The organism is Pediococcus sp. EKM201D (genome assembly GCF_011800215.1).
In the GTDB taxonomy this organism is placed as follows: domain Bacteria; phylum Bacillota; class Bacilli; order Lactobacillales; family Lactobacillaceae; genus Pediococcus; species Pediococcus pentosaceus.
Window position 1 is genome coordinate 96,716 of the sequence record NZ_JAALFK010000004.1, and the last position, 23,877, is coordinate 120,592.

The 23,877-nt window shown below is 38.1% G+C and carries 24 protein-coding genes; 9 read left to right on the forward strand and 15 right to left on the reverse strand.

The window, feature by feature from the left end:
- Positions 1-3: 3 nt before the first annotated feature.
- The 4 genes from HFC68_RS06920 to HFC68_RS06935 all read right to left on the reverse strand — a co-directional run bounded on the left by HFC68_RS06920 (position 4) and on the right by HFC68_RS06935 (position 4,763).
- Positions 4-1,077 carry an ABC transporter ATP-binding protein gene (locus tag HFC68_RS06920; RefSeq protein WP_002832841.1) on the reverse strand — a complete coding sequence of 358 codons (1,074 nt, stop codon included), beginning with the start codon at positions 1,075-1,077 and terminating at the stop codon, positions 4-6.
- Between the two features lie 14 nt (positions 1,078-1,091).
- Positions 1,092-2,117 carry an ABC transporter permease gene (locus HFC68_RS06925; RefSeq protein ID WP_002832840.1) on the reverse strand — a complete coding sequence of 342 codons (1,026 nt, stop codon included), beginning with the start codon at positions 2,115-2,117 and terminating at the stop codon, positions 1,092-1,094.
- 4 nt (positions 2,118-2,121) lie between these two features.
- Positions 2,122-3,051, reverse strand: a complete 930-nt coding sequence (gene opp3b, locus HFC68_RS06930; RefSeq protein ID WP_105766132.1) for an oligopeptide ABC transporter permease — start codon at positions 3,049-3,051, stop codon at positions 2,122-2,124.
- 89 nt (positions 3,052-3,140) lie between these two features.
- Positions 3,141-4,763: a peptide ABC transporter substrate-binding protein gene (locus HFC68_RS06935; RefSeq protein ID WP_167399747.1), complete on the reverse strand. Its 1,623-nt coding sequence runs from the start codon at positions 4,761-4,763 to the stop codon at positions 3,141-3,143.
- A 214-nt stretch (positions 4,764-4,977) separates the two neighbouring features.
- Between HFC68_RS06935 and hflX the strand changes: the two genes are divergently transcribed.
- From hflX to HFC68_RS06950, 3 genes are all read left to right on the forward strand, one after another.
- Positions 4,978-6,240 carry a GTPase HflX gene (gene hflX / locus HFC68_RS06940; RefSeq protein ID WP_011673053.1) on the forward strand — a complete coding sequence of 421 codons (1,263 nt, stop codon included), beginning with the start codon at positions 4,978-4,980 and terminating at the stop codon, positions 6,238-6,240.
- A gap of 100 nt (positions 6,241-6,340) precedes the next feature.
- Positions 6,341-7,054, forward strand: a complete 714-nt coding sequence (locus HFC68_RS06945; RefSeq protein WP_167399748.1) for a MerR family transcriptional regulator — start codon at positions 6,341-6,343, stop codon at positions 7,052-7,054.
- 25 nt (positions 7,055-7,079) lie between these two features.
- Positions 7,080-7,637: a GNAT family N-acetyltransferase gene (locus HFC68_RS06950; RefSeq protein ID WP_167399749.1), complete on the forward strand. Its 558-nt coding sequence runs from the start codon at positions 7,080-7,082 to the stop codon at positions 7,635-7,637.
- A 63-nt stretch (positions 7,638-7,700) separates the two neighbouring features.
- Here the strand turns inward: HFC68_RS06950 and HFC68_RS06955 are convergent, their stop codons facing one another.
- The 8 genes from HFC68_RS06955 to HFC68_RS06990 form a co-directional block, all read right to left on the reverse strand.
- Positions 7,701-8,357 carry an amino acid ABC transporter permease gene (locus HFC68_RS06955; RefSeq protein ID WP_002832834.1) on the reverse strand — a complete coding sequence of 219 codons (657 nt, stop codon included), beginning with the start codon at positions 8,355-8,357 and terminating at the stop codon, positions 7,701-7,703.
- Positions 8,357-9,007 carry an amino acid ABC transporter permease gene (locus HFC68_RS06960; protein WP_002832833.1) on the reverse strand — a complete coding sequence of 217 codons (651 nt, stop codon included), beginning with the start codon at positions 9,005-9,007 and terminating at the stop codon, positions 8,357-8,359. Before HFC68_RS06960 ends, HFC68_RS06955 begins: the two co-directional genes overlap by 1 nt.
- Positions 9,004-9,840, reverse strand: coding sequence for a transporter substrate-binding domain-containing protein (locus HFC68_RS06965; RefSeq protein ID WP_011673050.1), 837 nt, complete (start codon positions 9,838-9,840; stop codon positions 9,004-9,006). Before HFC68_RS06965 ends, HFC68_RS06960 begins: the two co-directional genes overlap by 4 nt.
- Before the next feature lie 11 nt (positions 9,841-9,851).
- Positions 9,852-10,592, reverse strand: coding sequence for an amino acid ABC transporter ATP-binding protein (locus HFC68_RS06970; protein ID WP_011673049.1), 741 nt, complete (start codon positions 10,590-10,592; stop codon positions 9,852-9,854).
- Between the two features lie 152 nt (positions 10,593-10,744).
- The gene (locus HFC68_RS06975) at positions 10,745-11,599 is read right to left on the reverse strand and encodes a DUF6681 family protein (RefSeq protein WP_011673048.1); all 855 of its coding nucleotides are present in this window, start codon (positions 11,597-11,599) and stop codon (positions 10,745-10,747) included.
- A gap of 11 nt (positions 11,600-11,610) precedes the next feature.
- Positions 11,611-12,117, reverse strand: coding sequence for a hypothetical protein (locus HFC68_RS06980; protein WP_011673047.1), 507 nt, complete (start codon positions 12,115-12,117; stop codon positions 11,611-11,613).
- A 94-nt stretch (positions 12,118-12,211) separates the two neighbouring features.
- Positions 12,212-12,661 (reverse strand): Fur family transcriptional regulator, encoded by a 450-nt coding sequence (locus HFC68_RS06985; RefSeq protein ID WP_002832827.1) that lies wholly within the window; start codon positions 12,659-12,661, stop codon positions 12,212-12,214.
- Between the two features lie 47 nt (positions 12,662-12,708).
- Entirely contained in the window at positions 12,709-13,290 is a 582-nt protein-coding gene (locus tag HFC68_RS06990) for an AAA family ATPase (protein ID WP_011673046.1), read from the reverse strand.
- Between the two features lie 126 nt (positions 13,291-13,416).
- Between HFC68_RS06990 and HFC68_RS06995 the strand changes: the two genes are divergently transcribed.
- The gene (locus HFC68_RS06995; RefSeq protein ID WP_002832825.1) at positions 13,417-13,593 is read left to right on the forward strand and encodes a hypothetical protein; all 177 of its coding nucleotides are present in this window, start codon (positions 13,417-13,419) and stop codon (positions 13,591-13,593) included.
- 102 nt (positions 13,594-13,695) lie between these two features.
- Here HFC68_RS06995 and HFC68_RS07000 read toward each other — a convergent pair whose 3' ends face one another.
- The gene (locus HFC68_RS07000; RefSeq protein WP_002832824.1) at positions 13,696-14,118 is read right to left on the reverse strand and encodes a bis(5'-nucleosyl)-tetraphosphatase; all 423 of its coding nucleotides are present in this window, start codon (positions 14,116-14,118) and stop codon (positions 13,696-13,698) included.
- 149 nt (positions 14,119-14,267) lie between these two features.
- Here HFC68_RS07000 and HFC68_RS07005 point away from each other — a divergent pair, with 149 nt between their 5' ends.
- A complete protein-coding gene (locus HFC68_RS07005) occupies positions 14,268-15,656 on the forward strand; it encodes an amino acid permease (RefSeq protein WP_002832823.1) in 1,389 nt (462 codons plus the stop codon).
- A 59-nt stretch (positions 15,657-15,715) separates the two neighbouring features.
- Here HFC68_RS07005 and HFC68_RS07010 read toward each other — a convergent pair whose 3' ends face one another.
- Positions 15,716-17,062, reverse strand: a complete 1,347-nt coding sequence (locus HFC68_RS07010; protein WP_029257742.1) for an NCS2 family permease — start codon at positions 17,060-17,062, stop codon at positions 15,716-15,718.
- Between the two features lie 239 nt (positions 17,063-17,301).
- Between HFC68_RS07010 and HFC68_RS07015 the strand changes: the two genes are divergently transcribed.
- The 3 genes from HFC68_RS07015 (at position 17,302) to HFC68_RS07025 (ending at position 21,739) form a co-directional block, all read left to right on the forward strand.
- The gene (locus tag HFC68_RS07015) at positions 17,302-19,740 is read left to right on the forward strand and encodes a Xaa-Pro dipeptidyl-peptidase (protein ID WP_167399750.1); all 2,439 of its coding nucleotides are present in this window, start codon (positions 17,302-17,304) and stop codon (positions 19,738-19,740) included.
- A gap of 113 nt (positions 19,741-19,853) precedes the next feature.
- Entirely contained in the window at positions 19,854-20,768 is a 915-nt protein-coding gene (locus tag HFC68_RS07020) for a proline-specific peptidase family protein (protein ID WP_011673044.1), read from the forward strand.
- 119 nt (positions 20,769-20,887) lie between these two features.
- Entirely contained in the window at positions 20,888-21,739 is an 852-nt protein-coding gene (locus HFC68_RS07025; RefSeq protein WP_167399751.1) for an aldo/keto reductase, read from the forward strand.
- Between the two features lie 49 nt (positions 21,740-21,788).
- On the opposite strand, the gene HFC68_RS07030 is transcribed toward HFC68_RS07025, so the two are convergent.
- Positions 21,789-23,339: an ABC-F family ATP-binding cassette domain-containing protein gene (locus tag HFC68_RS07030; RefSeq protein WP_002832817.1), complete on the reverse strand. Its 1,551-nt coding sequence runs from the start codon at positions 23,337-23,339 to the stop codon at positions 21,789-21,791.
- 118 nt (positions 23,340-23,457) lie between these two features.
- Here HFC68_RS07030 and HFC68_RS07035 point away from each other — a divergent pair, with 118 nt between their 5' ends.
- Positions 23,458-23,832, forward strand: coding sequence for a VOC family protein (locus HFC68_RS07035; RefSeq protein ID WP_011673042.1), 375 nt, complete (start codon positions 23,458-23,460; stop codon positions 23,830-23,832).
- The last annotated feature ends 45 nt before the right edge of the window (positions 23,833-23,877 follow it).

The window sequence follows — 23,877 nt, forward strand, 5'->3', positions numbered from 1 at the left end:
CTCCTATTCCCCAACGCGAAGGTCGGCTGAATCGATTTGAAACGTATCTTGATAAATCTTCCAACGCCGTTGAATTTCTGCTGGTGGTTCCACTGCGGGTGCATCTGGATGTAATAACCAAGTTGCTGCATAATGCGATGGGCTAACCTTAAAGAATGGTGGTTCAAGTTCCTCGTCAATCTTCATCGCATAAGGATTACGGGCAGCAAAAGCATCCCCAACTGGTGGATCCAATAAATCTGGCGGAGTACCAGGAATAGGTTCTAATTCGCCCTTAGCTGTATCCAAAGTAGGCATGGAGTTCAAGAGCCCCCAAGTATATGGATGCTGTGGATTATAAAAGATTTCATCCACTGATCCATATTCCACAATCTTTCCGGCATACATTACTGCTACTCGATCGGCCATGCTGGCTACGACGCCTAGATCATGGGTAATAAAAATAATTGAAGTCGAAATCTTGGCTTGCAATTCTTTCATTAAATCTAAGATCTGAGCTTGAATAGTCACATCCAAAGCCGTAGTTGGTTCGTCAGCAATCAAAATTTCTGGATTACAAATTAATGCAATCGCAATTACGATTCGTTGGCGCATCCCCCCTGAGAATTGATGTGGGTAATCATTAATTCGTTTTTCTGCGTCTTTAATGCCCACTAACTTGAGCATTTCAAGTGCTCTTTTTTGCGCCTTTTCTTTACTAATCTTCTGGTGAATCATTAATGGCTCGGCAACTTGTCGTCCAATCTTCATCGTTGGATCTAATGACGTCATTGGATCTTGGAAGATTTCAGCAATATTTTTACCACGAACGTCTTGCAATTCTCGATCATTCATCTTTAAAATATTTTTGCCGTGTAGCTCAACGGTTCCCCCAATAACTTCCGCATTATTAGCTAACAATCCCATAATCGTTTTAGTAGTTACCGTTTTTCCAGAACCGGATTCTCCCACGATGGCCAAGGTTTCTCCCTGATGTAAATCAAAACTAACGTCTCGGATTGCTTTAACCGTTCCAGCATAGGTATGGAAATCAATCGCTAAATTTTTTACTTCAAGTACTTTTTTATTTGAACTCATTAATCAATTTCCTCCTATCTACGGGCTGTCCGTGGATCAAAAGCGTCACGGAGTCCATCAGCTAAAATATTAAATGCAATCATGATAATGGCCAAAACAATTGCCGGATACCACATTTGGAATGGTAAGAACTGGAAATTACGTTGCCCATCATTAATCAACGTTCCTAGTGATGCAGTAGGAGCTTGAATACCAATTCCGATATAACTCAAGAAGGCTTCGAAGAAAATTGCCGTTGGAATGGTAAACATAGTTTGAATAATGATGACACTGGATAGGTTAGGCAACAAATGCTTAACCGAGATTTTCCATGGCGATTCACCTAGCGACTGGGCAGCTAAAATGTACTCTTGATTTTTCAAACTTAGAGTCTGGGCTCGAGTTAGTCGTGCCATTGTAGTCCATTCATTAATCGCAATCGCTAATACAATCGGTAAAATCCCACCATTTTTGAAAACCAATAGTAGCAGAACCATAATTACAATATTAGGAACGGAAGACATAATTTCGATAATTCGCTGCATGAAAATATCGATTTTTCCGCCTTTCCAGGCCGAGAAGATCCCGTACCCTACCCCAATTAGTAAATCAATGATGGTTGCGAAAACCCCAATCAATAGAGAAATCATCGTCCCATGTAAGATTCGCTGTGCTAAGCTACGTCCTAAATAATCTGTTCCAAGGTAGAAATACTTATCTGAAGGAACTTTATTAGCTTTATAAGCATCAATTCGTTCCCCACCTTGCACAATTGTTCCATTAAAGCCGTTAATGTTAACTCCTGGAACCTTAGCCGGTAAGTTAGCATAATCGGGATTAGAATTATTGGGATGTGGAGCAGTGATGGGTGATGTGAATGCAAAAATCGCAACGATAATTAAAATCCACATACTGATAAAGGCTGCTTTATTTTCCTTTAAACGCCGCCAAGCGTCTTGCAAAAACGTTCTCGACGGGGCAGTAATTTTTTCATCATCTAAACGTTCACCCTTACTAACGGGTTGAAAGGCATCTTTAGGTAAGTTCACTTTTTCTTCCATTACATTACTCCCCCTTTCCAGTAATTCTAATTCGTGGATCAATCAATCCATAGATGATATCTGTTAATAATAGAACTAAACATAATAGACCAGAGTACAACATGGTTACACCCATAATAGTTGGATAGTCGTTAGTTAAGATTGACTTAACGAATTGTTCCCCAATTCCTGGAATTGAGAAAATATTTTCAACAACCATTGAACCAGTCATGATAGCGACGGCTAATGGACCCACTACGGTAACCAATGGAATCAAACTATTACGCAAAGCATGATGGAAAACTATTCCCATTTTGCTCATTCCTTTCGCTCTAGCAAGTTCAATATAGTCACTCCCTAAGACATCTACCATTTCGGTTCTCACAAAACGAGAAGTGGTTGCAAAGGGACTAGCTGCCAAAGCAATTGATGGAAGGACTGTACTGGCAAACCCACCCCATCCGGCTACTGGAAGCCATTGTAATTTAAGTCCGATGTAGTATTGGAGCACAATCGCCAAAACAAAACTTGGTACAGAAAGTCCTAGAATCGAAATAATATTAGCAGTTCCATCAATCCAAGTATTTTTGCGAATGGCACTAATTGATCCAGTAATGGTTCCAAAAACCACACCTAGAATCATTCCCTGAATCCCGATGGTTGCAGAAGGTCCAATTCGACTACCAATTAAGTAAGAAACCTCTTGATTACTAAACTGGAATGAAGTTCCGAAATCTCCATGCACTGCGTTAATCATGTAGCTCAAGTATTGTTGCCACACCGGCTTATTAAGCCCATATTGTTCATAAATAATCTGAATTTGCGCTTTTGTTAACTTTGCTTGATTATTCAATGGTGTACCAGGCATTAACTTCATTAAAAAGAACGTAATGCTGGCAATCAAGAACAGGGTCAGTAGCAAGTAAAAAACACGTCTTGCAAGATATCTTGCCATAAATCTCCCTCACAATCTCTGGTCCAATATGCACAAAGGGTAAGAGCAATGTATCACTCTCACCCAATGTAATTTGTTCCCATTTTTAATTATTTGATATATGCCTGCTTGTAATCAAAGTTCAATCCAGCCGAGTTATACACAATACCCTTAAAGTTGGTTTTACGCAACATTGATTGTCCTTGTTGATAAAGTGGAGCAACTGCTTGATCCTTCAATAGGATTTGTTCCGCCTTCAACATATCATCCCAACGTTTTTCAGTATTACCAGCGTCAGTAGTATTCGCAGCCTCAATCAACTTATCGTATTCCTTATTAGCCCATTTACCGTTATTTTGTGAGTTACCAGACGTAAATAGTTGAAGGAATGAGATTGGATCTGAGAAATCAGCGCTCCATGCTGTAATAACTGCATCGAATTTACCATCGACCGAGTTTGCTAAACGGTTCTTAAATGGCACGTTACTTAACGAAACTTTCACATTAGGTATCTTTTCAAATGCTGATTGTAAGAATTCAGTTGACTGCTTAGCAGCGGTAGTATCATCACTAAGAAGTTGGAAGTTCAATGAACGCATACCTTCTTCTTTAAGACCTTCAGCCATCAACTTTTTAGCTTCTTTCAAATTGTATTCCGAAGCTGATTTAACATCGACTTCAGAAGCAAAGTCCTTGCCATTCTTTTCATCCTTAGCCAACTTAGCCGGCGTTACTCCCGTTGCAACCGTTGATCCATCACCTTTAATCTTATCAACAAATTGTTGACGATTAATAGCTAACGAAAGAGCCTTACGGATTTTAGCATTCTTAAAGTACTTGTCCTTCTTTTGGTTATATTCAATGTAGAAAGTTGAAGCATTTAAGTACTTAACGTAGTCTTTATTATTCTTGTATTGTTTAACCTGTTCACTAGATAAGGTCATTTGATCAAGCTTATTACTATTATACATGTTCAGAGCCGTTCCAGTGTCTTTAACCACTTTCCAGTTCAAAGTATCCATCTTGACATTTTTCTTATCCCAGTAAGTCTTGTTCTTAACGAGCTTCCAGCTTAAGTTAGAACCTGTCCAACCTTCCATTCGATATGGACCGTTATAAACTGTTGTTTTAGCCGAAGTACCATACTTATCACCGTACTTTTTAACGGCCTTCTCATTTTGAGGGAAGAAGGTTGGCATTCCCATCAGGAGTTTAAAGTAAGAAATCGGACGATCAAGGGTCACCGTCAACTTATACTTGCCATCAGCCTTAATTCCCAATGATTTATAGTTCGCTTTACCACTAGCAATTTTATCGGCATTTTTAACACCCGAGAAGATATATGCGTATTGGGAAGCTGTTTTCGGATTTACCGTTCTTTGCCAACCATATACGAAGTCTTTTGCAGTTACCTCATCGCCATTACTCCACTTAACCCCTTTTCGTAGAGTAAATGTGTAAGTTTTGTGATCATCTGAAACTTTAGTTTTTGTAGCAATCGCATTTTCAACTTTATTGTTCTTACCAATTCGATATAGTCCTTCTTCTGTACTACCTAATTGGGTAAAACCAACCACATCTGTAACCTTAGATTGATCCATTGTTGCTAATTCAGCAGACTCTTGAATGTTTGCTGTTTTTTTACTATTTGAATTGCTCGAACCACATGCTGCCAAAACAAACGTTGAAGCTAATGCAACTGAGCCGAGCTTTACAACTGTTTTTAGTTTCATCTCACACACTCCCTATATTTTCAACCAATTATCTTTTACTATGAAAATGAGTATATATTAAAATTATATTAAAATCAATATTAAACTCTAATTATTTTAACTATTCTCTAATCCAAAGCACCATGTTATCTCATAAACGTTAATTACATGTAACTAATCAGCTTCCATGATATAATTATCTAAACGTTTTCAAACTTTGGAGGCCATTTATTTTATGAATGAGAAAATACTAATAGCGGGACTCGAACTCCCCAATATGAACCTGGATTATGCCATGGATGAATTAAGGTCGCTAGCCATGGCCAACAATATGGACGTGGTTGATCAAGTGACTCAAAAATTAGAGCGTCCTAATGCCGCCACTTACTTTGGTAAAGGTAAAGTTGAGGATCTGGTTCAAATTGCAACGGCCTTAGAGGTGGATACCATTGTTTTAAACGATGAACTTTCTCCCAGCCAGTTAACTAATCTTGAAAAAGAAACTAATCTACATTTTATTGACCGTACAGGATTAATTCTAGAAATCTTTGCTAATCGAGCTCACTCTCGTGAAGCTAAACTTCAAGTTGAATTAGCTAAACTTCAATACCAACTACCTCGATTACGTACTAGTTCCACCCAACGCTTGGATCAGCAAACTGCTGGTAATACAGGAGGCGGCTTCACCAACCGTGGTTCCGGTGAAACTAAACTGGAGTTAAACCGACGGACAATCCGTAATAAAATTAATCATATTAATAAAGAACTAAAGGAAATGACAACCTCTTCTGACATTCAACGTAAGCAACGCGATAAGAAAGACATTCCAAGTGTTGCATTGGTCGGTTACACCAATACTGGTAAATCAACTACCATGAACGGGTTAGTTCGTATGTATGGTCGCAATGAAGACAAACAAGTTTTTGAAAAAGACATGCTCTTCGCTACTTTGGATACGAGCGTGCGTAAGTTAACGTTCCCCGATCAAAAAGAATTAGTTTTGAGTGATACCGTCGGGTTCGTTAGCCATTTGCCTCATCAATTAGTCAAAGCTTTCCGTTCGACTTTGGCGGAAGCTGCTAAAGCTGATTTACTAGTTCAAATTGTTGATATTTCTGACCCCCACTATCGTGAAATGATGCAAACTACAGAAGATACCTTAAACGAAATCGGTGTAACCGATATTCCTATGATTTACGCCTTTAATAAAGCCGATTTAGCTGGAGTTAGTTATCCCACTCTAGATGGCAATGAATTAACTTATTCAGCTAAACAACTTCAATCACTAGAAATGGTTACCGCTTTAATTAAAAAACAAGTCTTCAAAAATTATGTTGAAGCTAAGTTCTTAATTCCTTTTAACGAGGGACAGGTGGTCGATTTTCTTAACGGCAACGCTGATGTAAAAAAGACCGATTATACCGAAGAAGGAACCGAAATTACCGCAGAATTAAAAGAAAAAGATTATCAACGCCTTGCTCGTTATGTAATCCAATAATTAAAGTAAAAACAGACGCTCAATTATGGACGTCTGTTTTTTTACTCCTCTTGACCTTCGGGTTACCCTAAGGTTTATACTCTATGAATGAGGTGATGGCATGCCAGAAAAATTAGTAACTATCTCAACCTTAGCACGTTTGTTAAAAACAACAAATCATACTATTCGTTATTATGAAGATGAGGGCTTATTTAAGCCCGCTGAAATTGCACCAAATGGCTATCGAAAATACGGTATGTCACAAGCATACCAACTATCCTTTATTCTTTTTTTAAGACAATTGGATTTTTCAGTGGCATCTATAAAGCAAATCTTGCAAACCAACCCATCCGTAACGGATTTACTGTTAGCTAAAAAAATAGCCATTCAGACCAAACGGCATCGGTTGGAGCAGCTAGAGAAAATATTAGATGATCAGTTAAATATCCATCAAAATTCAGCGAGTCCTACCCTAAAAGTTGCAACACCAATTTATCTTCAATCGGTCAAACGCTTACCCATCGATTATGATTTTGGAATAACCGAAATTATGGATGGGAATTGGAATCCTGACTTTATATTGCGCAAATTGTATTACGTAATTACTCCTGACTACTACGATATTTGCATAGTATCAACTAAACCTACGTCTCAAAAAATAGCACCTGGTGAGTATCAACTAACTCCCATTAAAGCTTCCAGTGCAGAATCATTTGACCAGCAAGTTGCACCATACTTAAAAAATCAAAAAAGAATTATTGCTTTAGAAGATCGCCGAGGATTTTTAACAGCCAATAGTAATCTAGTAATTCATCTTCTCATCCAAAAGACATAAAAATTATAGGAGGAAAAGAAAAACAATGCCGATTTCAACCAAAAGACTTTATTTACGTCCTTTTACACCAGATGATGCTCCCAGCATCTATCAATATGCTAAAAATCCTAAAATTGGACCCATTGCTGGCTGGCCCGTCCATACCAGCGTCGCTAATAGCCGACAACTGATTGAACAATATTTGATGCAAGCTACTATTTATGCCGTAACTCTAAGGGACAATCCCGACGAGGCAATTGGTAGCGTCGGGCTAGAAATAGTTAACAAAGGTGGTGGGAAATCTTTCATGGGAGCTAATGATGCCGAAATTGGTTATTGGATTGGAGAGCCATTCTGGGGTCAAGGGCTAATCCCAGAAGCTACAGCAGCGGTCATCAAGGATGGCTTCACCACGTTAGGATTATCTAACATTTGGTGTGGTTACTATGATGGCAATCACCAATCTAAGCGAGTTCAAATGAAACTAGGTTTCAAACCTGAACTAACCATCGATGAAATGTATAACCCGATCTTAGACGACATCCGCAAAGAACACTTCACAAAACTTAAGCGAACTGAGTGGCTCCGTCAAAATGATCAGTAAACACAATGTTAAAAAATAGGACGAGTAACCTTAGATGAGGTTACTCGTCCTATTTGTATAATTTTATGATGCAATTCTTTTTTCCAAGTAACGCGAAAATAGTGATAACGCATAACAAACAATAAAGTACATTACAGCCAATGCAACGAACATTGGGATGATGTAATTAGTATTTTGTCCATAAATGATTTGCGCATGATACATCAATTCTGGCAGCATAATAATCGTTGCTAATGAAGTATCCTTAATCAAAGAAATAAATTGACTAACTAATGCCGGAATCATTCGTACTTGAGCTTGCGGCAAAATAATGTAACGCATTGCTTGCCAGTACGTTAACCCGTTAGCTCGAGCACCTTCCATTTGCCCTTTAGAAATTGACTCGATTCCTCCACGAATAATTTCAGCTAGCATCGCCGATTCAAAAACGGTTAGAGCTAGGATAGATGAAGGAATAATTTCAATTCTCAAACCTAAGTTAGGTAAACCGAAATAAACAAAGAAGAAAATTAAAATCAACGGTAAATTACGGATCAAATCAATGATGAAACCCACAATCGCTGAAAAATACTTTATTCTCATATACCGAATAAATCCTAATATTCCACCTAGAATATAACTTAGGATAATTGAGATAACCGAAACTTCAACGGTTATCCAAAGCCCCTTTAATAAAAACATTAAATTTACTGCTGAGTAAGCATCCATAAATGATTTCATCATGCAGCACCTCGATTCGTCCGTTTTTCAAGATAACGCATATAGTAACTGAGTGGCATAGTTATAATTAAGTACATAACTCCCACTACTAAATACGAATTAATCGTATCAAAGGAAGTAGAAGCAATATCATTTCCTACATACATCAAGTCAAAGCCGGCTACGAAAGCAAGTACTGATGAATTCTTAACCAAATTAATAAATTGGTTACCTAGAGGTGGAATCACAATCTTAAAGGCTTGAGGTAACACGATGTAACGCATTGCTTGCCAATAAGTCATTCCGTTTGAGCGAGCTGCTTCCATTTGCCCACCACTAACTGATTGAATTCCCGCTCGGACGGTTTCAGCAATAAAGGCTGATGTATAAATGGTTAATCCAATCGTTCCAGCAACAAATCCATTAATCGAAGCGACATATTGAGGAATTACGATGTAGAAAAACATCGTTACTACTAGTAACGGAATGTTTCTTACCACTTCTACATAGATTCTACCGATGGTGTGTAATACTTTACTTGGTAAAACTTCAAAAATCGCAAACATTGATCCGATGATCAAACTAAAGAATAGTGCAATCACACTACAAAGGACGGTTTGTCCCAGTCCACTTAGAAGTTCTGAGCCATGACTAGCAATTATATTAATCATCTTTCAACCTCCTTGTAGTCAAATCCAGCGATATTTCCAAACCATTTTTCGACTAGTTTGTTGTACTCGCCACTTTCTTCCAATTCTTTCAAGGCTTGGTTGAGATGCTTTTTCAACTGACCTTGTCCTTTATTAATTGCAATCCCATAAGGTTCTTTAGTAAAGGCTTTTCCAACAACTTGATAATTAGGATTGTCGACCGCCATCCCAAATAAAATACCATTATCAGTCGTTAACGCTGCTCCTTGACCAGATTTTAAAGCGGTCAAAGCCTGAGCATAATCTTGAAGCTGAATTACCTGCGCCTTAGGAGCAAACTTTTTAATATTCTCGACGGAATTAGATCCAACCACCCCGATCACTTTAGTTCCGGGCTTATTCAAATCTTTAACGCTCTTAATGGAGCTACCTTTTTTAACTAAAAGCGATTGACCAGCATCAAAGTATGAATTTGAAAAATCGACAACTTTTTCACGTTCTTTCGTGATTGTCATCGTAGCAATAATTGCATCTAAATTACCGTTTTTCAGTAAAGGTATCCGAGTTTGACTCGTAACTTGGATAAAGTTGGCTTTGGCCTTTTTTCCGAGCATTTGCTTGGTTAACGCTTTGGCAATATCGATATCAAATCCCTTAATTTGTGAATCTTTAACATCCATCAAACCAAACAGTTTAGTATCGGCTTTAACACCCCAAGTGATGGAATCCGTCTTTTGGGCTTGATCCCAAGCATCTATATTTTTTACTTCACCCTTCGCACCACAACTACTTAACAACACTAAACTTGCCATGAGGGTGAAAATGAGGGCGACACTTTTCAGTATTTTTCGCATATTCTCCCCTCCTAATGTTTAATAATTTTACTTAAGAATTGGCGTGCTCGTTCATTACTTGGTTGTCCATCAAAGAATTCCTTAGCTTGATCGTCTTCTAGAATTTGTCCTTCGTCCATGAAAATAACGCGGTCCCCTACTTCACGAGCAAAGCCCATTTCATGGGTTACCACAACCATGGTCATCGAAGAATCTTTAGCAATCTTTTTCATTACATTTAAAACATCGTCAATCATTTCTGGATCCAAAGCTGATGTTGGTTCATCAAATAAAATACACTTTGGATGCATAGCCAAACTCCGAGCTATTGCAATTCGTTGCTTTTGACCACCAGAAAGCATCGATGGCATACTTTCTGCCTTATCTGCTAGCCCAACTAAGTCTAACAATTCCATGGCAACTTTTTTATTTTCATCATCCTTCCGTCCTAGAACTACACGAGGAGCTAACATGATATTTTCAAGCACACTTTTATTGTTGTATAAATTAAAATGTTGGAAAACCATGCCTACTTCACGACGAATCTTATTCATATTGGTCTTCTTGCTAGCCAAATCAAACCCGTTAACTACCAGTTGTCCGCTATTAATACTTTCCAATCCGTTAATAGTTCGGATTAAAGTACTTTTACCAGAACCAGATGGTCCAATCAAAACTACTGTCTCACCCTTTTCAATCGTTAAATTGATATCTGTCAGGGCGTGGAACTTCCCATAGTACTTTTCAACATTATGAAATTCGATCATTGACATAATAAATCCCTCCAGCTGCGCCCATCGGTTATTTAAACGAATCCTTATACAACCTATAAGCTCCCATTTTTTCTATACCTATTTAAAATATAAGCGACAAAAAAAGGACTGTCAAAGCATATCGCTTGAACAGTCCTTAATTATTTTATACTTTAAACCTCATGAAGCGAGGTATTACGGCGTTTATAGGCAATATTCACTTTTATAAAAAAATTTTCATTTTCAGTGATAATCCCTGAGCGTCCTATCATTTTCTTCTCACCGCCACTTAATAATACATCCGCCAAGTAAAGGTGATTTTCTTGTTTAGCAGCTTCGAAACTAGCTGCCCCAACTTTGGTAATTACGCCAACTGGTAACTCTTCCATCTGATTTAATCCAGCATAAATGGTAGGCTGCCCATTAATCATTTTTATGTCAGCAAATGGGAATTGAATGCCTTCGTCCCCAATAGCGTAAACTTCCGTTTGTCCTGGTTGTAATTGTTCCTTAATCTGTTCATCACTTCGTCCACCGTAATCCTCAAAAAGGATTCCAGCATTTTTCATCAACATCGCAATTTGTTCAATATTTCGCTTTTGTTCGCCCGTGGATTCGACCTGTGCAGGTAGTAGCATCCGTTGGTCAAACATCCCTGCTGGTGAACTGCTAGCTTGACGACTTTGGCGTTCCACTTGGGCTAAGCGCCGTCTAAATTCTTCTTTTTCTCGAATTTCTTCCGGAGCACCACCCACATATTTCTCCAAGATAGGAGAAATATCAAAAGGTGCTTTCTTAGTCGTGAAGAAGTAGTAAATATTCATAATTGAAAAATACAAGAACACTAAAAAGATTGCTAATAGCAATAATCCTCTAAGATAGCGTCCATTTTGTAAGAAACGAATACCAATATATAGTAAATACCAATTTCCGACGAATGCCATGACCGTGTAAACTTGATTCTTTAGTTTACTCTTAACATTGATCATTCCCATATAATGGCTCGCTAATGTAAGAAATGAAATCACGTTAATTCCCCCTATTGTGTGCTAGTCGCCGAGCTACCTGATGCAGCTTGGGCATTCTGAGTTGTGGTACCTGCCGAACTTTGTGCTGCACTAGATGCTTGATTTGTATCCGTGTCAGCATCACTAGATGCATTATTAGTAGTATCGTCATTATTATTTTCATTTGTATTTGTGCTAGTTTTACCACTGCTTGCCGTAGCATCTGATGAGCTTTCCGCATCACTTTGTGAGTCTTCGGTGCTATTTGAATCCATTGTCTCATCTTCTTTGGAACTACTTGTTTCATCATCTTTAGAGCTACTATCTTCATCCATGGAACTTTTACTTGATTTATCATCAGATGAATTTTTATCGTCTAAATTACTACTACTTTCATTATTCATTACTTTTGAAGAACGCACGGGCGCTCCTTCAGAAGTGTTGGTCGCCTTATTAACGATTACGTTTGTAGCACTTAAAGCAATGACCATGGTAACAATCGCAATTGGTGTTAAAAAAGGTGGTGTCCTATATGCCATTTCTCTTTCCCTCCGTCTTTAAAAAAAGCATATCAAAAATATTTAGCTTTTATTTCAAATATTGATTAAGTTTGCAATAACTTAAAAAAATCATCTACTTTTCACCCATTAATTGCTTACAATCTGCGCATAACCCATATAACTCAAAATGATGTCCCGTAATCTCAGCCCCTGGCAATTGCTCACTAAAGAAGCTTAGAGGGCACATTTGGAGTTCCCGTACTTTGCCACAGTTATTACAAATAAAATGGTGATGATGAGTGTGCCGTTCATTACAATCTAACTTTACTTCGGTTTTACCATCATTTTCATTTTGATTTTCTTCAACAATCCCAATTTCAGAAAATTCCTTAATGTTTCGATAAATTGTATTGTAGCTCATTTTAGGATACTCTTGGCGCATTAACTGATCTAACTCCGTCAATTCCATGTAGCGGTCCTCATGGATAGCTAGAATATTGAGTAAGCTCTGGCGTTGTTTAGTTAATTTATAGTTATTAGCTTTTAAAATTTTTACCGCAATTTCTTTACTAGTTTTGTTCAAAAATCTGCACCTCTAAATAGTAATCATTACGTTTTACCCTACCATAATTAACCTTCATTTGGTATCTTTTTGGTTGCTTCTTTAACTCTTTGATAAAATTGATCAATTTTTTGTTTGGTGTGCTCCCAATCATCGTTATTAATGACCGTCGCCCGCCCTTGAAGCTCTTCTGGCAACTGCATGTCGCGTCGATATTCGGGACTGTCAATTCTTTTTTGGATTGCCTCTAAGCTATCACCACGTTTTAACAATCGATCCTTCAAAGTTTTTTCTTCGTTTACCCGTAAAAATAAGATTTCCACCTGTGCCCCTAACTCTTTAAGGTAAGTTATTGCTCCAGCTGTGTCTAATACAATACTAGCAATTGAATTTTTTGACCAAGCACGTCGAAGGCCCTCATACGAAGAACCATATCGATAGTAAGAATACTGCACCTGTTCTAAGTAATGGTTATCATCAAATGTCTCGTCTGTTTCAAAGTAATAATCGATTCCTGATTGCTCATTTTTTCTTTTTGGTCTCGTAGTGTGGGTAATTACCTTAATCACTCCATATTTTTGGTAAAGGTAATCGGCAATCGTCGTTTTTCCCGATCCAGTTGGTCCAGCAATCACAATAACTTTATCCATTTTTAACTCCTCAATTCAAAATAGTTGCATTTTTTCCAAAAATATTGTAAATTAAAGTATCCTAACAAATGAAAGCGCTTTTCAAAGCTTTCTAAAATACACTTTAAGGATAGGAGGTTTATCATTATGCAATTCAAAAAATATAGCTCAGCATGGTATAGTATCGCTCTTGATACAGAAAAGCAGGTATTTATCGCTAATGATAAAGCCCAACCAGAGTTTCATGCAACTGGCGTAACCATTGAAGAGGCTGTTCGCAATCTTCAAAGCCTAGAAGATAATTCATTCAGCAAGCTAGCATAATTTAAACTCTATAATAAGCTTTATCAAATGAGGATAAGAGGGCTGTGACACTTAAATGTGTCGCAGCCCTTTTTCTGTACTTATTTACAATTTTTATTTTACCTATACGCTTGGTTTTATGCTCGCAATGAAATGATCAGCCTTATCTAAGGCTTGTTTCAAGTTTAAATACGATAATTTTTCACGCGCCGTAATGTAATCGAACCATCCAGCTGAACTAATTTCCGCTTCTTGTAACCGTAATGTCGTATCTAAAGGAACTTCAGCACTAAATAATGTAACCTTTTTTAGGTTTTTACCAACCTGGTAACTTAATACCTCGAAAAAATTATCGTTAACTTTCGTGATAATACCTGTCTCTTCGCGAATTTCACGTTGAGCTGCTTCAATCACAGACTCTTTATCTTCGACATGACCCTTGGGGAAACCCCAAAAACCACTCGTTGCACTTTCTAAAAGCAAGTAATACGGCTGATTGTTACGTAACTGATACACTACTGCTCCACCATCAAGTTCTAACGCCATCTTAAAACCTCCACATTATCTTCCATATAAATTATACCAGTCCCGTTCTTTTAATTTAATCAAATTTACATTTTTAATAAAAGAAATCCGATTGACGTAGTGAAACTGATTCAGTATTATTAGAAAGATATTAGAAAAGGAAGTGTGTTATGAAAATAATAGATAAAATTTTGAGAAAAGAATCATTAGATAATTACTTAAAGACTGACTCAAAATTCGAAAAAACCATTGGTCCAAAAGACTTACTGGCGCTCGGAATTGGTGCAGTAATTGGAACTGGAATTTTCATCCTTCCTGGTACCGTTGCAGCACTGAAGGCTGGACCATCGATTACAATTTCTTTCGTGATTGCTGCAATTGTATGCGCGCTAGCCGGCATGTGCTATGCCGAATTTGCAGCCTCTATTCCAGTTGCTGGGAGTGCCTATTCGTATGGAACCATCATTTACGGTGAACTTCCCGGTTGGGTGTTAGGTTGGGCCTTAATTTTGGAATATGTCTTAGCAGTAGCGGCCGTTTCCACTGGATGGTCCGCTTATTTTGGTTCTCTCCTGGGTGGTTTTGGGATACACATCCCTACTGCCATTTCTGGATCATTTAATCCAAGTCATGGAACTTACATTAATTTATTCGCAATTATTATCGTCTTGCTAATCGGATTTTTACTTAATCGAGGCTTCCAGTCGTCCATTCGGATCAATAACTTTATGGTCTTTGTTAAAATTGCTATCATTCTAATTTTTATTTTAGTCGGAATCTTTTATGTTAAACCTACTAATTGGAAACCTTATTTTCCATTTGGCGTGCACGGTACTTTAGCCGGTGCCTCAACGGTCTTTTTTGCTTATTTAGGTTTTGATACAGTTTCTGCATCAGCAGCAGAAGTTAAAAATCCTTCGAAAACGATGCCCATTGGCATTATCGGAACTTTAATTATTGCCACCATCTTCTATGTGGCCGTTTCTTTGGTTCTTACGGGGATGGTTCCTTACACTAAGCTCAATGTTGCCAATCCCGTTGCCCTAGCTTTACAGTTAGTCCATCAAAATTGGGTAGCCGGATTACTTTCATTGGGCGCTTTAGCCGGAATGACTACCATGATGATTTCTATGATTTATGGAAGTTCCCGTCTGGTATATGCTACAGGACGCGATGGTTTGTTGCCTAAGGTCTTAGGAAACCTAGTGGGTGAACATCATTCGCCACGCAATGCCATGGTGGTAGTTACCATTTTTATCGCCTTTCTAGGAGGCTTCGTTCCTTTAGATCAATTAACTAACTTAGTCAATATGGGGACTTTACTAGCATTCGCTTTGGTATCCTTGGGAATTATTCCTCTGCGTCATCGCCAAGATATTCCTAATACGGGCTTTAAAGTACCCGGATATCCATTTATCCCCATCATTTCAGCCTTGGCTTGTATCTATTTAATTACCACACTTTCGGTGGAAACCTGGATTGGTTCTGCCATCTGGTTTGGAATTGGGTTAATTATCTACTTTAGTTATGGAATTCATCATAGTAAACTGGCCCAATAAAAAAAGAGTTGTGATAAAGGCAAATGTCTTTAATCACAACTCTTTTAATTTATTTCATACTAACTTGGAAGTTTATTAAGCACATATAGCATTAGTGCGAAAGCGACCATTAAAATCCAAACAACGTAATTAACTTCCTTACGGCGACCAGCAACGGTCATTAAGATTGGATAAGTTAAGAATCCAAATGCCATTCCGTAGGAAATATTGTAAGTCAATGGCATTCCAATAATGGTGAGGAAGGCTGGCATAGCAATTTCAAATTTATCCCAATTAATTTCACGAAGCGCAGAAGCCATCAATACCCCAACCACGATTAGAGCTGGAGCAGTTACTTGCGTTGTAACGACTGTTAAAAGTGGTGAGAAAAACATACTAAATACAAACAAGATTCCAACGGTTAGAGAAGTCAGTCCTGTTCGTCCACCAACTGCAATACCGGCAGATGATTCCACATAAGTTGCTGTGGGTGTAGTTCCCATTACTGATCCAGCTAACATTGAAATTGAATCTGCCATTAGAGCCTGTCCAATTCGTGGCATTTTATTGTTTTTCATAATTCCAGCTTGTTGAGCTAACCCAATTAAAGTACCAGCGGTATCAAAAAACGCAACTAGCAATAAGATTAAAACTACGGCCCACATCTCAGGGTCAGCGATTGAAGGCAAATGAGCAATTCCCACTCCAAAGGTTGGTTTCATACTAGGAGCAAGGGAAATCAAATGCTCCGGCATTTTAATCAAACCTGTCACCAACCCTAAAATCGCAGTGGAAACTAAACCGATAAAGATTGAACCTGGCACTTTTTTCGCCATTAAAATCGCGATTACAAAAATTCCAAAAATGGTTAACCACGTTGTGGGAACGGACAAGGAACCCATCTCCACTAATGAAGTCTTACTTGCTGTAACTAATCCACCGCCTTGCAGCCCGATAAATGCGATGAAGATCCCAATCCCAGCCGCCATAGCTAATTTGAGATCTTTAGAGATCGAGTCAATCACAATTTCACGTACTTTGAGGAAGGATAAAATCGTGAATAAAACAGAAGCAATAAATACTCCGGCCATCGCCTTTTCCCATGGAATTCCCATTCCTAAAACAACTGAGAAAGTGAAAAAGGCATTGTCACCCAATCCAGGAGCAATCGCAATCGGATAATTTGCAAGAAAGGCCATCAACGCACAGCCAATAATTGCTGAAATGGCCGTTGCTGTGAAAACCGCTCCTTTATCCATCCCGGCTTGCCCTAGGATTGTAGGATTAACAAACAAAATGTATGCCATTGAAACAAAAGTCGTTAAACCAGCCAAAATTTCTCTTTTAACCGTAGTATGTTGTTCTGTAAGATGAAACGTTCGGTCTAATAATCCATATGAAGCATTATCATCCAATTTTTGATCCATTATTTCGTTCCCCCATCAAAATCTTTTTTATCAACTTCCATATTATTCCATACTTTAATATTGTTTTCAACACCTAACGTTCGTTTATAGATGCTTATAAACGATCTAAAAGCTTATTTTTTAATTGTAAGAAATTTAAAACGAACTTTTTCTTATTTTTAAAATATTTCAAGGCCTAATTATGTTTTATTGCTTTAGGCGTATAATATGAAACATAAATATTGTGGAGGTTCCATGTTATGAAAAACAATCAATTCGGTCGAATACGACTGGATCGCACTACCGAACTTGAAGAATTAAAAAACATTCATTTTATTGATGGTGATTTATTAGCTGATCCGAAAGCCCAGTTAAAAGATTTTCTAAAACGTTCTTGCCTCGTAAGTAATAGCGAAGCAACTTTCCAACAAAAGTTAAGCAACCTACTCGCAACCCCTGATCAAACTATGGCGGCTTTTTTCGAAAGTGATCAACCACTAACTTTAGAAATTTTTATCTTATTAGAACTCCAATTACTTCAATTTGAAGCCGATACTGATTATCAAATTGAAGATCCACTTAGTGCCATTAGCAAAATTCAACTTCCAGAACTCGATCTCAAAAACTTTGAAACTAGTGCAGATGTGGCACACGCTTGGTATAACTTACTAACTACCCACACCAAAAATGGAGAAGTCTATTTAGACCGCCTAACTCAACAAGGTTATTTCGTTAGTTTTTACCCAACGACCACTAAGCCCCTTTTCTTCAATGGAAAAGCCCAAGCAGTCTTCGATCCTCATCAGTTGATCCGTGAAGTAGTTTATGTGGAAGCCCCTCTCGATACTGATCACGATGGACAGCGCGATTTACTTAAAGCCGAAATTTTACGACCCGCTCAAACTGCCCATGGATACCAAGCTCCAGTCCTATATACAGCGAGTCCTTATAATCAAGGGACAAATGATAGTTATGGAGAAGCAATTACGCACAACGTTGATGTTCCTTTAACTGAAAAAACGGTTCAAAAACTTTCTAAATCCGACGTCACTGCCGAACCATTCAGCCAAACACTTCCTGCTGAACGTAAAGTGGCTGGAATGGCTACAAAAGCAAGTGAAACTTTTGCTCGCGAACAGCCCTATACTTTGAATAATTACTTCTTATCTCGAGGCTTCGCCGTGGTTTATGCTGCTGGGATTGGTACTCGAGATTCTGATGGACTTCGTGATACGGGCTCTGTCGAAGAAACCATTTCAACTACAGCAATCATCGAATGGCTAGCCGGCAATCGACGCGCTTTTACTAACAAAACTGATAATCTTGAGATTAAAGCTTCTTGGTCTAATCATAAAATTGCCATGACGGGCCGCTCTTATCTAGGCACCCTCGCCACTGCAGCTGCAACCACTGGGGTGGAAGGCTTAGAGACCATCATTTCAGAAGCAGCCATTTCTAGCTGGTACGACTATTACCGAGACGGTGGTTTGGTCGCTGCTCCAGATACTTTCCAAGGCGAAGATATGGATGTCCTGGCCGCTGAAGTTTTAAGTCGTAAACATGATGCTGGGGATTATTTAGGCATCAAAGCCCACTTTGATCAAATTTTGAAACGTATTGAAAAAGATCAAGACCGTGACTCAGGTAATTATTCTAAATATTGGGACAGTAAGAATTATCTAAATAACGTTAAAAATATTAAAGCTGATATTATAATGGTTCATGGCCTCAACGACTGGAACGTTAAACCACGAAATGTAGGTAAGCTTTGGAACGCTGTTCGGGACTTACCGATCAATAAGAAAATTATTCTGCACCAAGGTCAACACATTTATATCAATGCTTTTCGTTCAATTGATTTCACCGATATGATGAATCTATGGCTTAGTTACAAACTTTTTGACGTTCAAAATGGGGCTAACAAAGTCCTTCCTAATGTAATCATTCAAGATAATGTTGAACCTGAAACTTGGAACACTTATCAAGATTGGCAAGCAGCGGACGATGAGATTCGAGAATTTACACTACAAGCTAAAACGCTGGTGGATCGTGCTTCTGAGACTAAAAACGAGGCAGCTTCATTTCGAGATTCCCTTGATCCAGAATTTTTCGAAATGTATAAAAATGATTTAAAGCATTGGCATACTGATTTGCTAAACACAGAACATGCCACCAATGGTAAAAATCAAATGCGTAATAATCGCTTGATTTTTAAAACAGCACAAACTAAAGAAGATTGGTTAATCGATGGTACGCCTGAAGTTTCCGTTAACGTAGCAGTTAACCAACCATTTGGGATGCTTAGTTTCCAATTAGTTGATTTTGGAGATGCTAAACGTCTCAATCCTTCACCTAGCATTCTCCAACCACGCTCTTTGAGTGGTAGTTTTGATTGGCGGACTGATGATCTACGCGAATTCACGCTTCAAAATGCGGTCACTCCTTGGAAAATGATTTCCAAAGGCCATATCAACTTACAAAATCGTACTAATAATTATTGTGTTGATGAAGTTAAACCCCATCAATTCTATGATGTAAAATTAGAACTTCAACCTACGTTCTACCGCTTATTAGCCGGTCATCAATTAGGACTAGTTATCTATGCTACTGATTTTGAGACTACCATTCGTGGTAACCAAGAACTGCTTTACTCTTTACAGTTAAACCAAAGTCATTTAAAAATAAAGTTAGCACACTAATTTAATTTTTAAATTTATTATTGATTAAACCAATGGTAAATCAATATGGGTTCTGGTCAGTTTCCTTCAAATCTGATATTATAAGCTTAAATTTAAGAAACTAGGTGAGTGTTTTGAAACAAGGAACAACAATTTTAACACTAGATAATGGATACCATTTATGGTCTCACACTGATGGTGACGACGATTCAATCCATCTATTAGCTCTTCACGGTGGCCCTGGTGGAAACCATGAATATTGGGAAAACTTCCACGATGAACTTTTAAAGCAAGGCTTGAACGTCCAAGTACATTACTATGACCAACTGGGCTCATGGTATTCTGATCAACCAGATTACTCCGATCCTGAAATCGCCGAAAAATATCTATCATATGATTACTTCTTAGACGAAGTTGAAGAAGTTCGTCAAAAACTTGGAATTGATCATTTCTACCTTATCGGTCAATCATGGGGTGGCGCATTAACAATGATGTATGCTCTTAAATATGGTCAACATCTTAAGGGTGCTATCATTTCATCCATGGTCGATAACATTGACGAATATTTGGAACATCAAGATGCAATCCGTGATGAAGCTCTTGCTCCTGAAGATGCTCAATTCATGCGTGACTGCGAAAAATCTGGTGACTGGGACAACGAACGTTACCAAAAATTAGTTGACATTTTGAATGCTGGTTACGTTGATCGTAAACAACCAGTTGCAATCCGTCATTTAGTACCAACTATGGCTACTCCGGTTTATAATGCTTTCCAAGGCGATAACGAATTCGTTGTTACTGGAAAACTTAACGAATGGGATGTTCGTGACCAAATTAAAAATATCAATGTTCCAACCTTATTGACATTTGGTGAACATGAAACTATGCCGCTAGATTCAGCACGTCGTATGGCTGAAGTTATTCCTAACGCTAAGTTAGTTACAACGCCTAATGGTGGCCATCATCACATGATTGATAATGCGCCAGTTTACTTCAAACATCTTGCAGATTATCTTCGTGAAGTTGAAGCTGGAACTTTCAATAAGTAATCTAAATAAGTCATATTTAAAAAGGACTAACTAATTTTTAGTTAGTCCTTTTTACTAGCTTACCGCCTGTAAAAGCGCTATTATTAATATAGTTTATTGGTAATCAAGGAGGCTTTTTGATGAATAATTTAACAGATACTTATACCCTTAACAACGGAGTTAAAATCCCCGTAGTTGGTTTTGGAACTTGGCAATCTAAAGATGGTGATGAAGCTTATAATGCAGTTAAGGCTGCTTTAGAAGCGGGCTACCGTCATATTGATACAGCTGCAGCTTATGGAAACGAAGAAAGTGTTGGCAAAGCCATTAAAGATAGTGGAATTGATCGTAAAGAACTTTTCATCACGTCTAAACTATGGAATCGTGACCATGGCTACGAATCAGCTAAAAAAGCGTTAGACACTAGTTTAGCTAAATTAGGTACTGATTACCTCGACTTATACCTAATTCACTGGCCAAATCCAGTCCAATTCCGTGATAAATGGCAACAGCGCAACGCTGACTCATGGCGTGCGATGGAAGAAGCCCTCGATGCTGGTAAAGTACGTGCGATTGGTGTATCTAATTTCCGTGCTCATCATCTTGATGAACTTTTGAAAACTGCCAAAGTAACTCCAGCAGTCAACCAAATCTTCCTAAATCCTAGTGATACTGAAGATGAAGTTGTGGCCTACAATAAAGAACATGGTATTCTTTCGGAAGCATATAGTCCACTAGGAACTGGTAAGATTTTTACCATTCCAGAACTTAAAGATATCGCTGCTAAATACAATAAGAGTGTCGCTCAAGTCGTACTTCGTTGGTCACTACAACACGGCTTCTTACCTCTTCCTAAGTCAGTTCACGCTGACCGTATTAAACAAAACACCGAAATCTTTGATTTTGAACTTTCAGATGACGACATCAAGAAAATTGATGGTTTCCATGGTGTAGCTGGTCTAGCTCAGGATCCAGATGCCACAGACTTTTAAGCTATTGAGTATTAAAAAAGCAACCCCACGGGGTTGCTTTTTTGCTTGGTTATTCGCGATCTAGACGTAATTTTTCCACGTTGATTTCTTTATCAATCCATTGGGAATAGAAACTATCCTCATGGGATACAACGATCAAATTGCCTTTAAAGCGTTGTAACGCTTCACTTAAGGCCCGCTTCGTTTCATCATCCAAATGGTTTGTTGGTTCATCCATGATTAAGAAATTTGAATCAATCAACTCCATTAAAGCTAATTTAACCTTAGTTTGTTCTCCACCACTAAGCTGTTTCATCGGCTTCATAGTATCAGCAGCATTGATTCCACACTTAGCTAATTTAGTCCGAATGGTTTTAGGCAACATCTTAGGGTATTGGTTTTGAATGGTTTCTAATGGTGTCAATTTAGGATTATCCCATATTAATTCTTGGGTGAAGTAATTAACTTTGGCAGATGGTGAAAAATGGGCTTCTCCACCTAAAGCTGGAATTACTCCTAAGATACTCTTAATCAAGGTTGACTTACCCGCACCGTTAAACCCAGAGAAAGCTACTTTTTCGCCCGCCGACATTGAAAATGTCACTGGTTCAAGCAATTGCTTCTTGCCGTAACCTACCGCTAATTTATTCACAGCAACTGCATTTTGGGATCCAGTATCGAGATATGGAAAATCAAAATGACCCTTTAAGTTTTCACTAGGTGGATCGATTTTTTCCATCCGATTTAACATCTTCTCCCGTGATTTAGCCATCGTCGAACGTTGACCGGCTTTATTCTTACGAATGAAGTTTTCAGCTTTTTCAATCACTACTTGTTGTTTTTCAAACGCTTTTAATTGGGCTTCCTTACGCGCATCTTTTTGACGCATTGCTGATTGGAAGTCACCACGATACTTAGTAATTTTATTAAATGAAACATCACAAATACAGTTAGTAACCTTCTGCAAGAAATCGTAGTCATGGGAAATTACCATGAAGGCTCCTTCAAAGCCATTCAAGTAATCTGCCAACCAACTAATATGAGCAGTATCTAAATAGTTTGTCGGTTCATCCAAGATCAAAACGTCTGGATTTTGAAGAAGTAACTTAGCCAAAATAATCTTGGAACGTTGTCCACCACTCATTTCGCTTACGATATGATCTTTGCCGATATCGTCGAGACCCAAACCGGTCATTACTCGATTAATTTCCGTATCAATATCATAGAAATTATTGGCATCTAAATTTTCCTGAATTCTTCCAGCTTTTTCTAGCAACTTATCGTCTAAATTTTCAGCGTAATCTGCATAGTACTTCTCCATCAAATCACGTTGACGAAATAACTCTGCATATGCGGTCGTTAAAAATTCATACAACGTATCTTCCTTAGGAATGTCCGCATACTGGTCTAAGTAACCATACGTCACTTTATTTTGCCAAATAATACGACCTTTGTCTGGCAAGGTTTCCCCCGTTAAAATCTTGATTAACGTACTTTTACCAGCACCATTTTGTCCCACAATTCCCATGTGGTCTTCTTTATTTAACTCAAAATTTGCATCTTCGTAGAGCTCTTTGTCCGCAAAACCATGGCTCAAATGCTCAACTGATAATAAACTCATTTTTTCACCTTAACTTTTCTAAAATAACTAATAACCACCGTAGCATGAATTTATACAAATCGTCAATCCAATTTGCCTATGCTATACTTAATCTCGTTATTAGGAGGACTTACATACAATGAATATTCGTGAAATTGATCATATTACGCTAACTGTATCTGATATCGCTCGTAGCGAACGCTTTTATCATGAAGTTTTCGATATGCCGATTCTAATCGATGCTCCATTCGCGGGGGTTCGCGCTGGCAAACAACGAATTTACTTCGTTACTCCAGACCAACAACCCCAATTTGCTCCAGCTCAGGCTACTACTGGTAGCATTGCCCTTTCCGTTGTTGCTAAAAATCCAATGGAAGAAATTGTTAACCATCTCAAAAGTTATTTCATCGAAATTATCGACGATCCTAAAACTCGCCAAGGAACTCATGGCGATGTTCAATCACTCTTAATTAAAGATCCTGATGGTAATCTGATTGAAATCGCTAATTACTAAAATAATGATTAGGATGTAACCATTTTAGCATCAAAAACAAAAGGA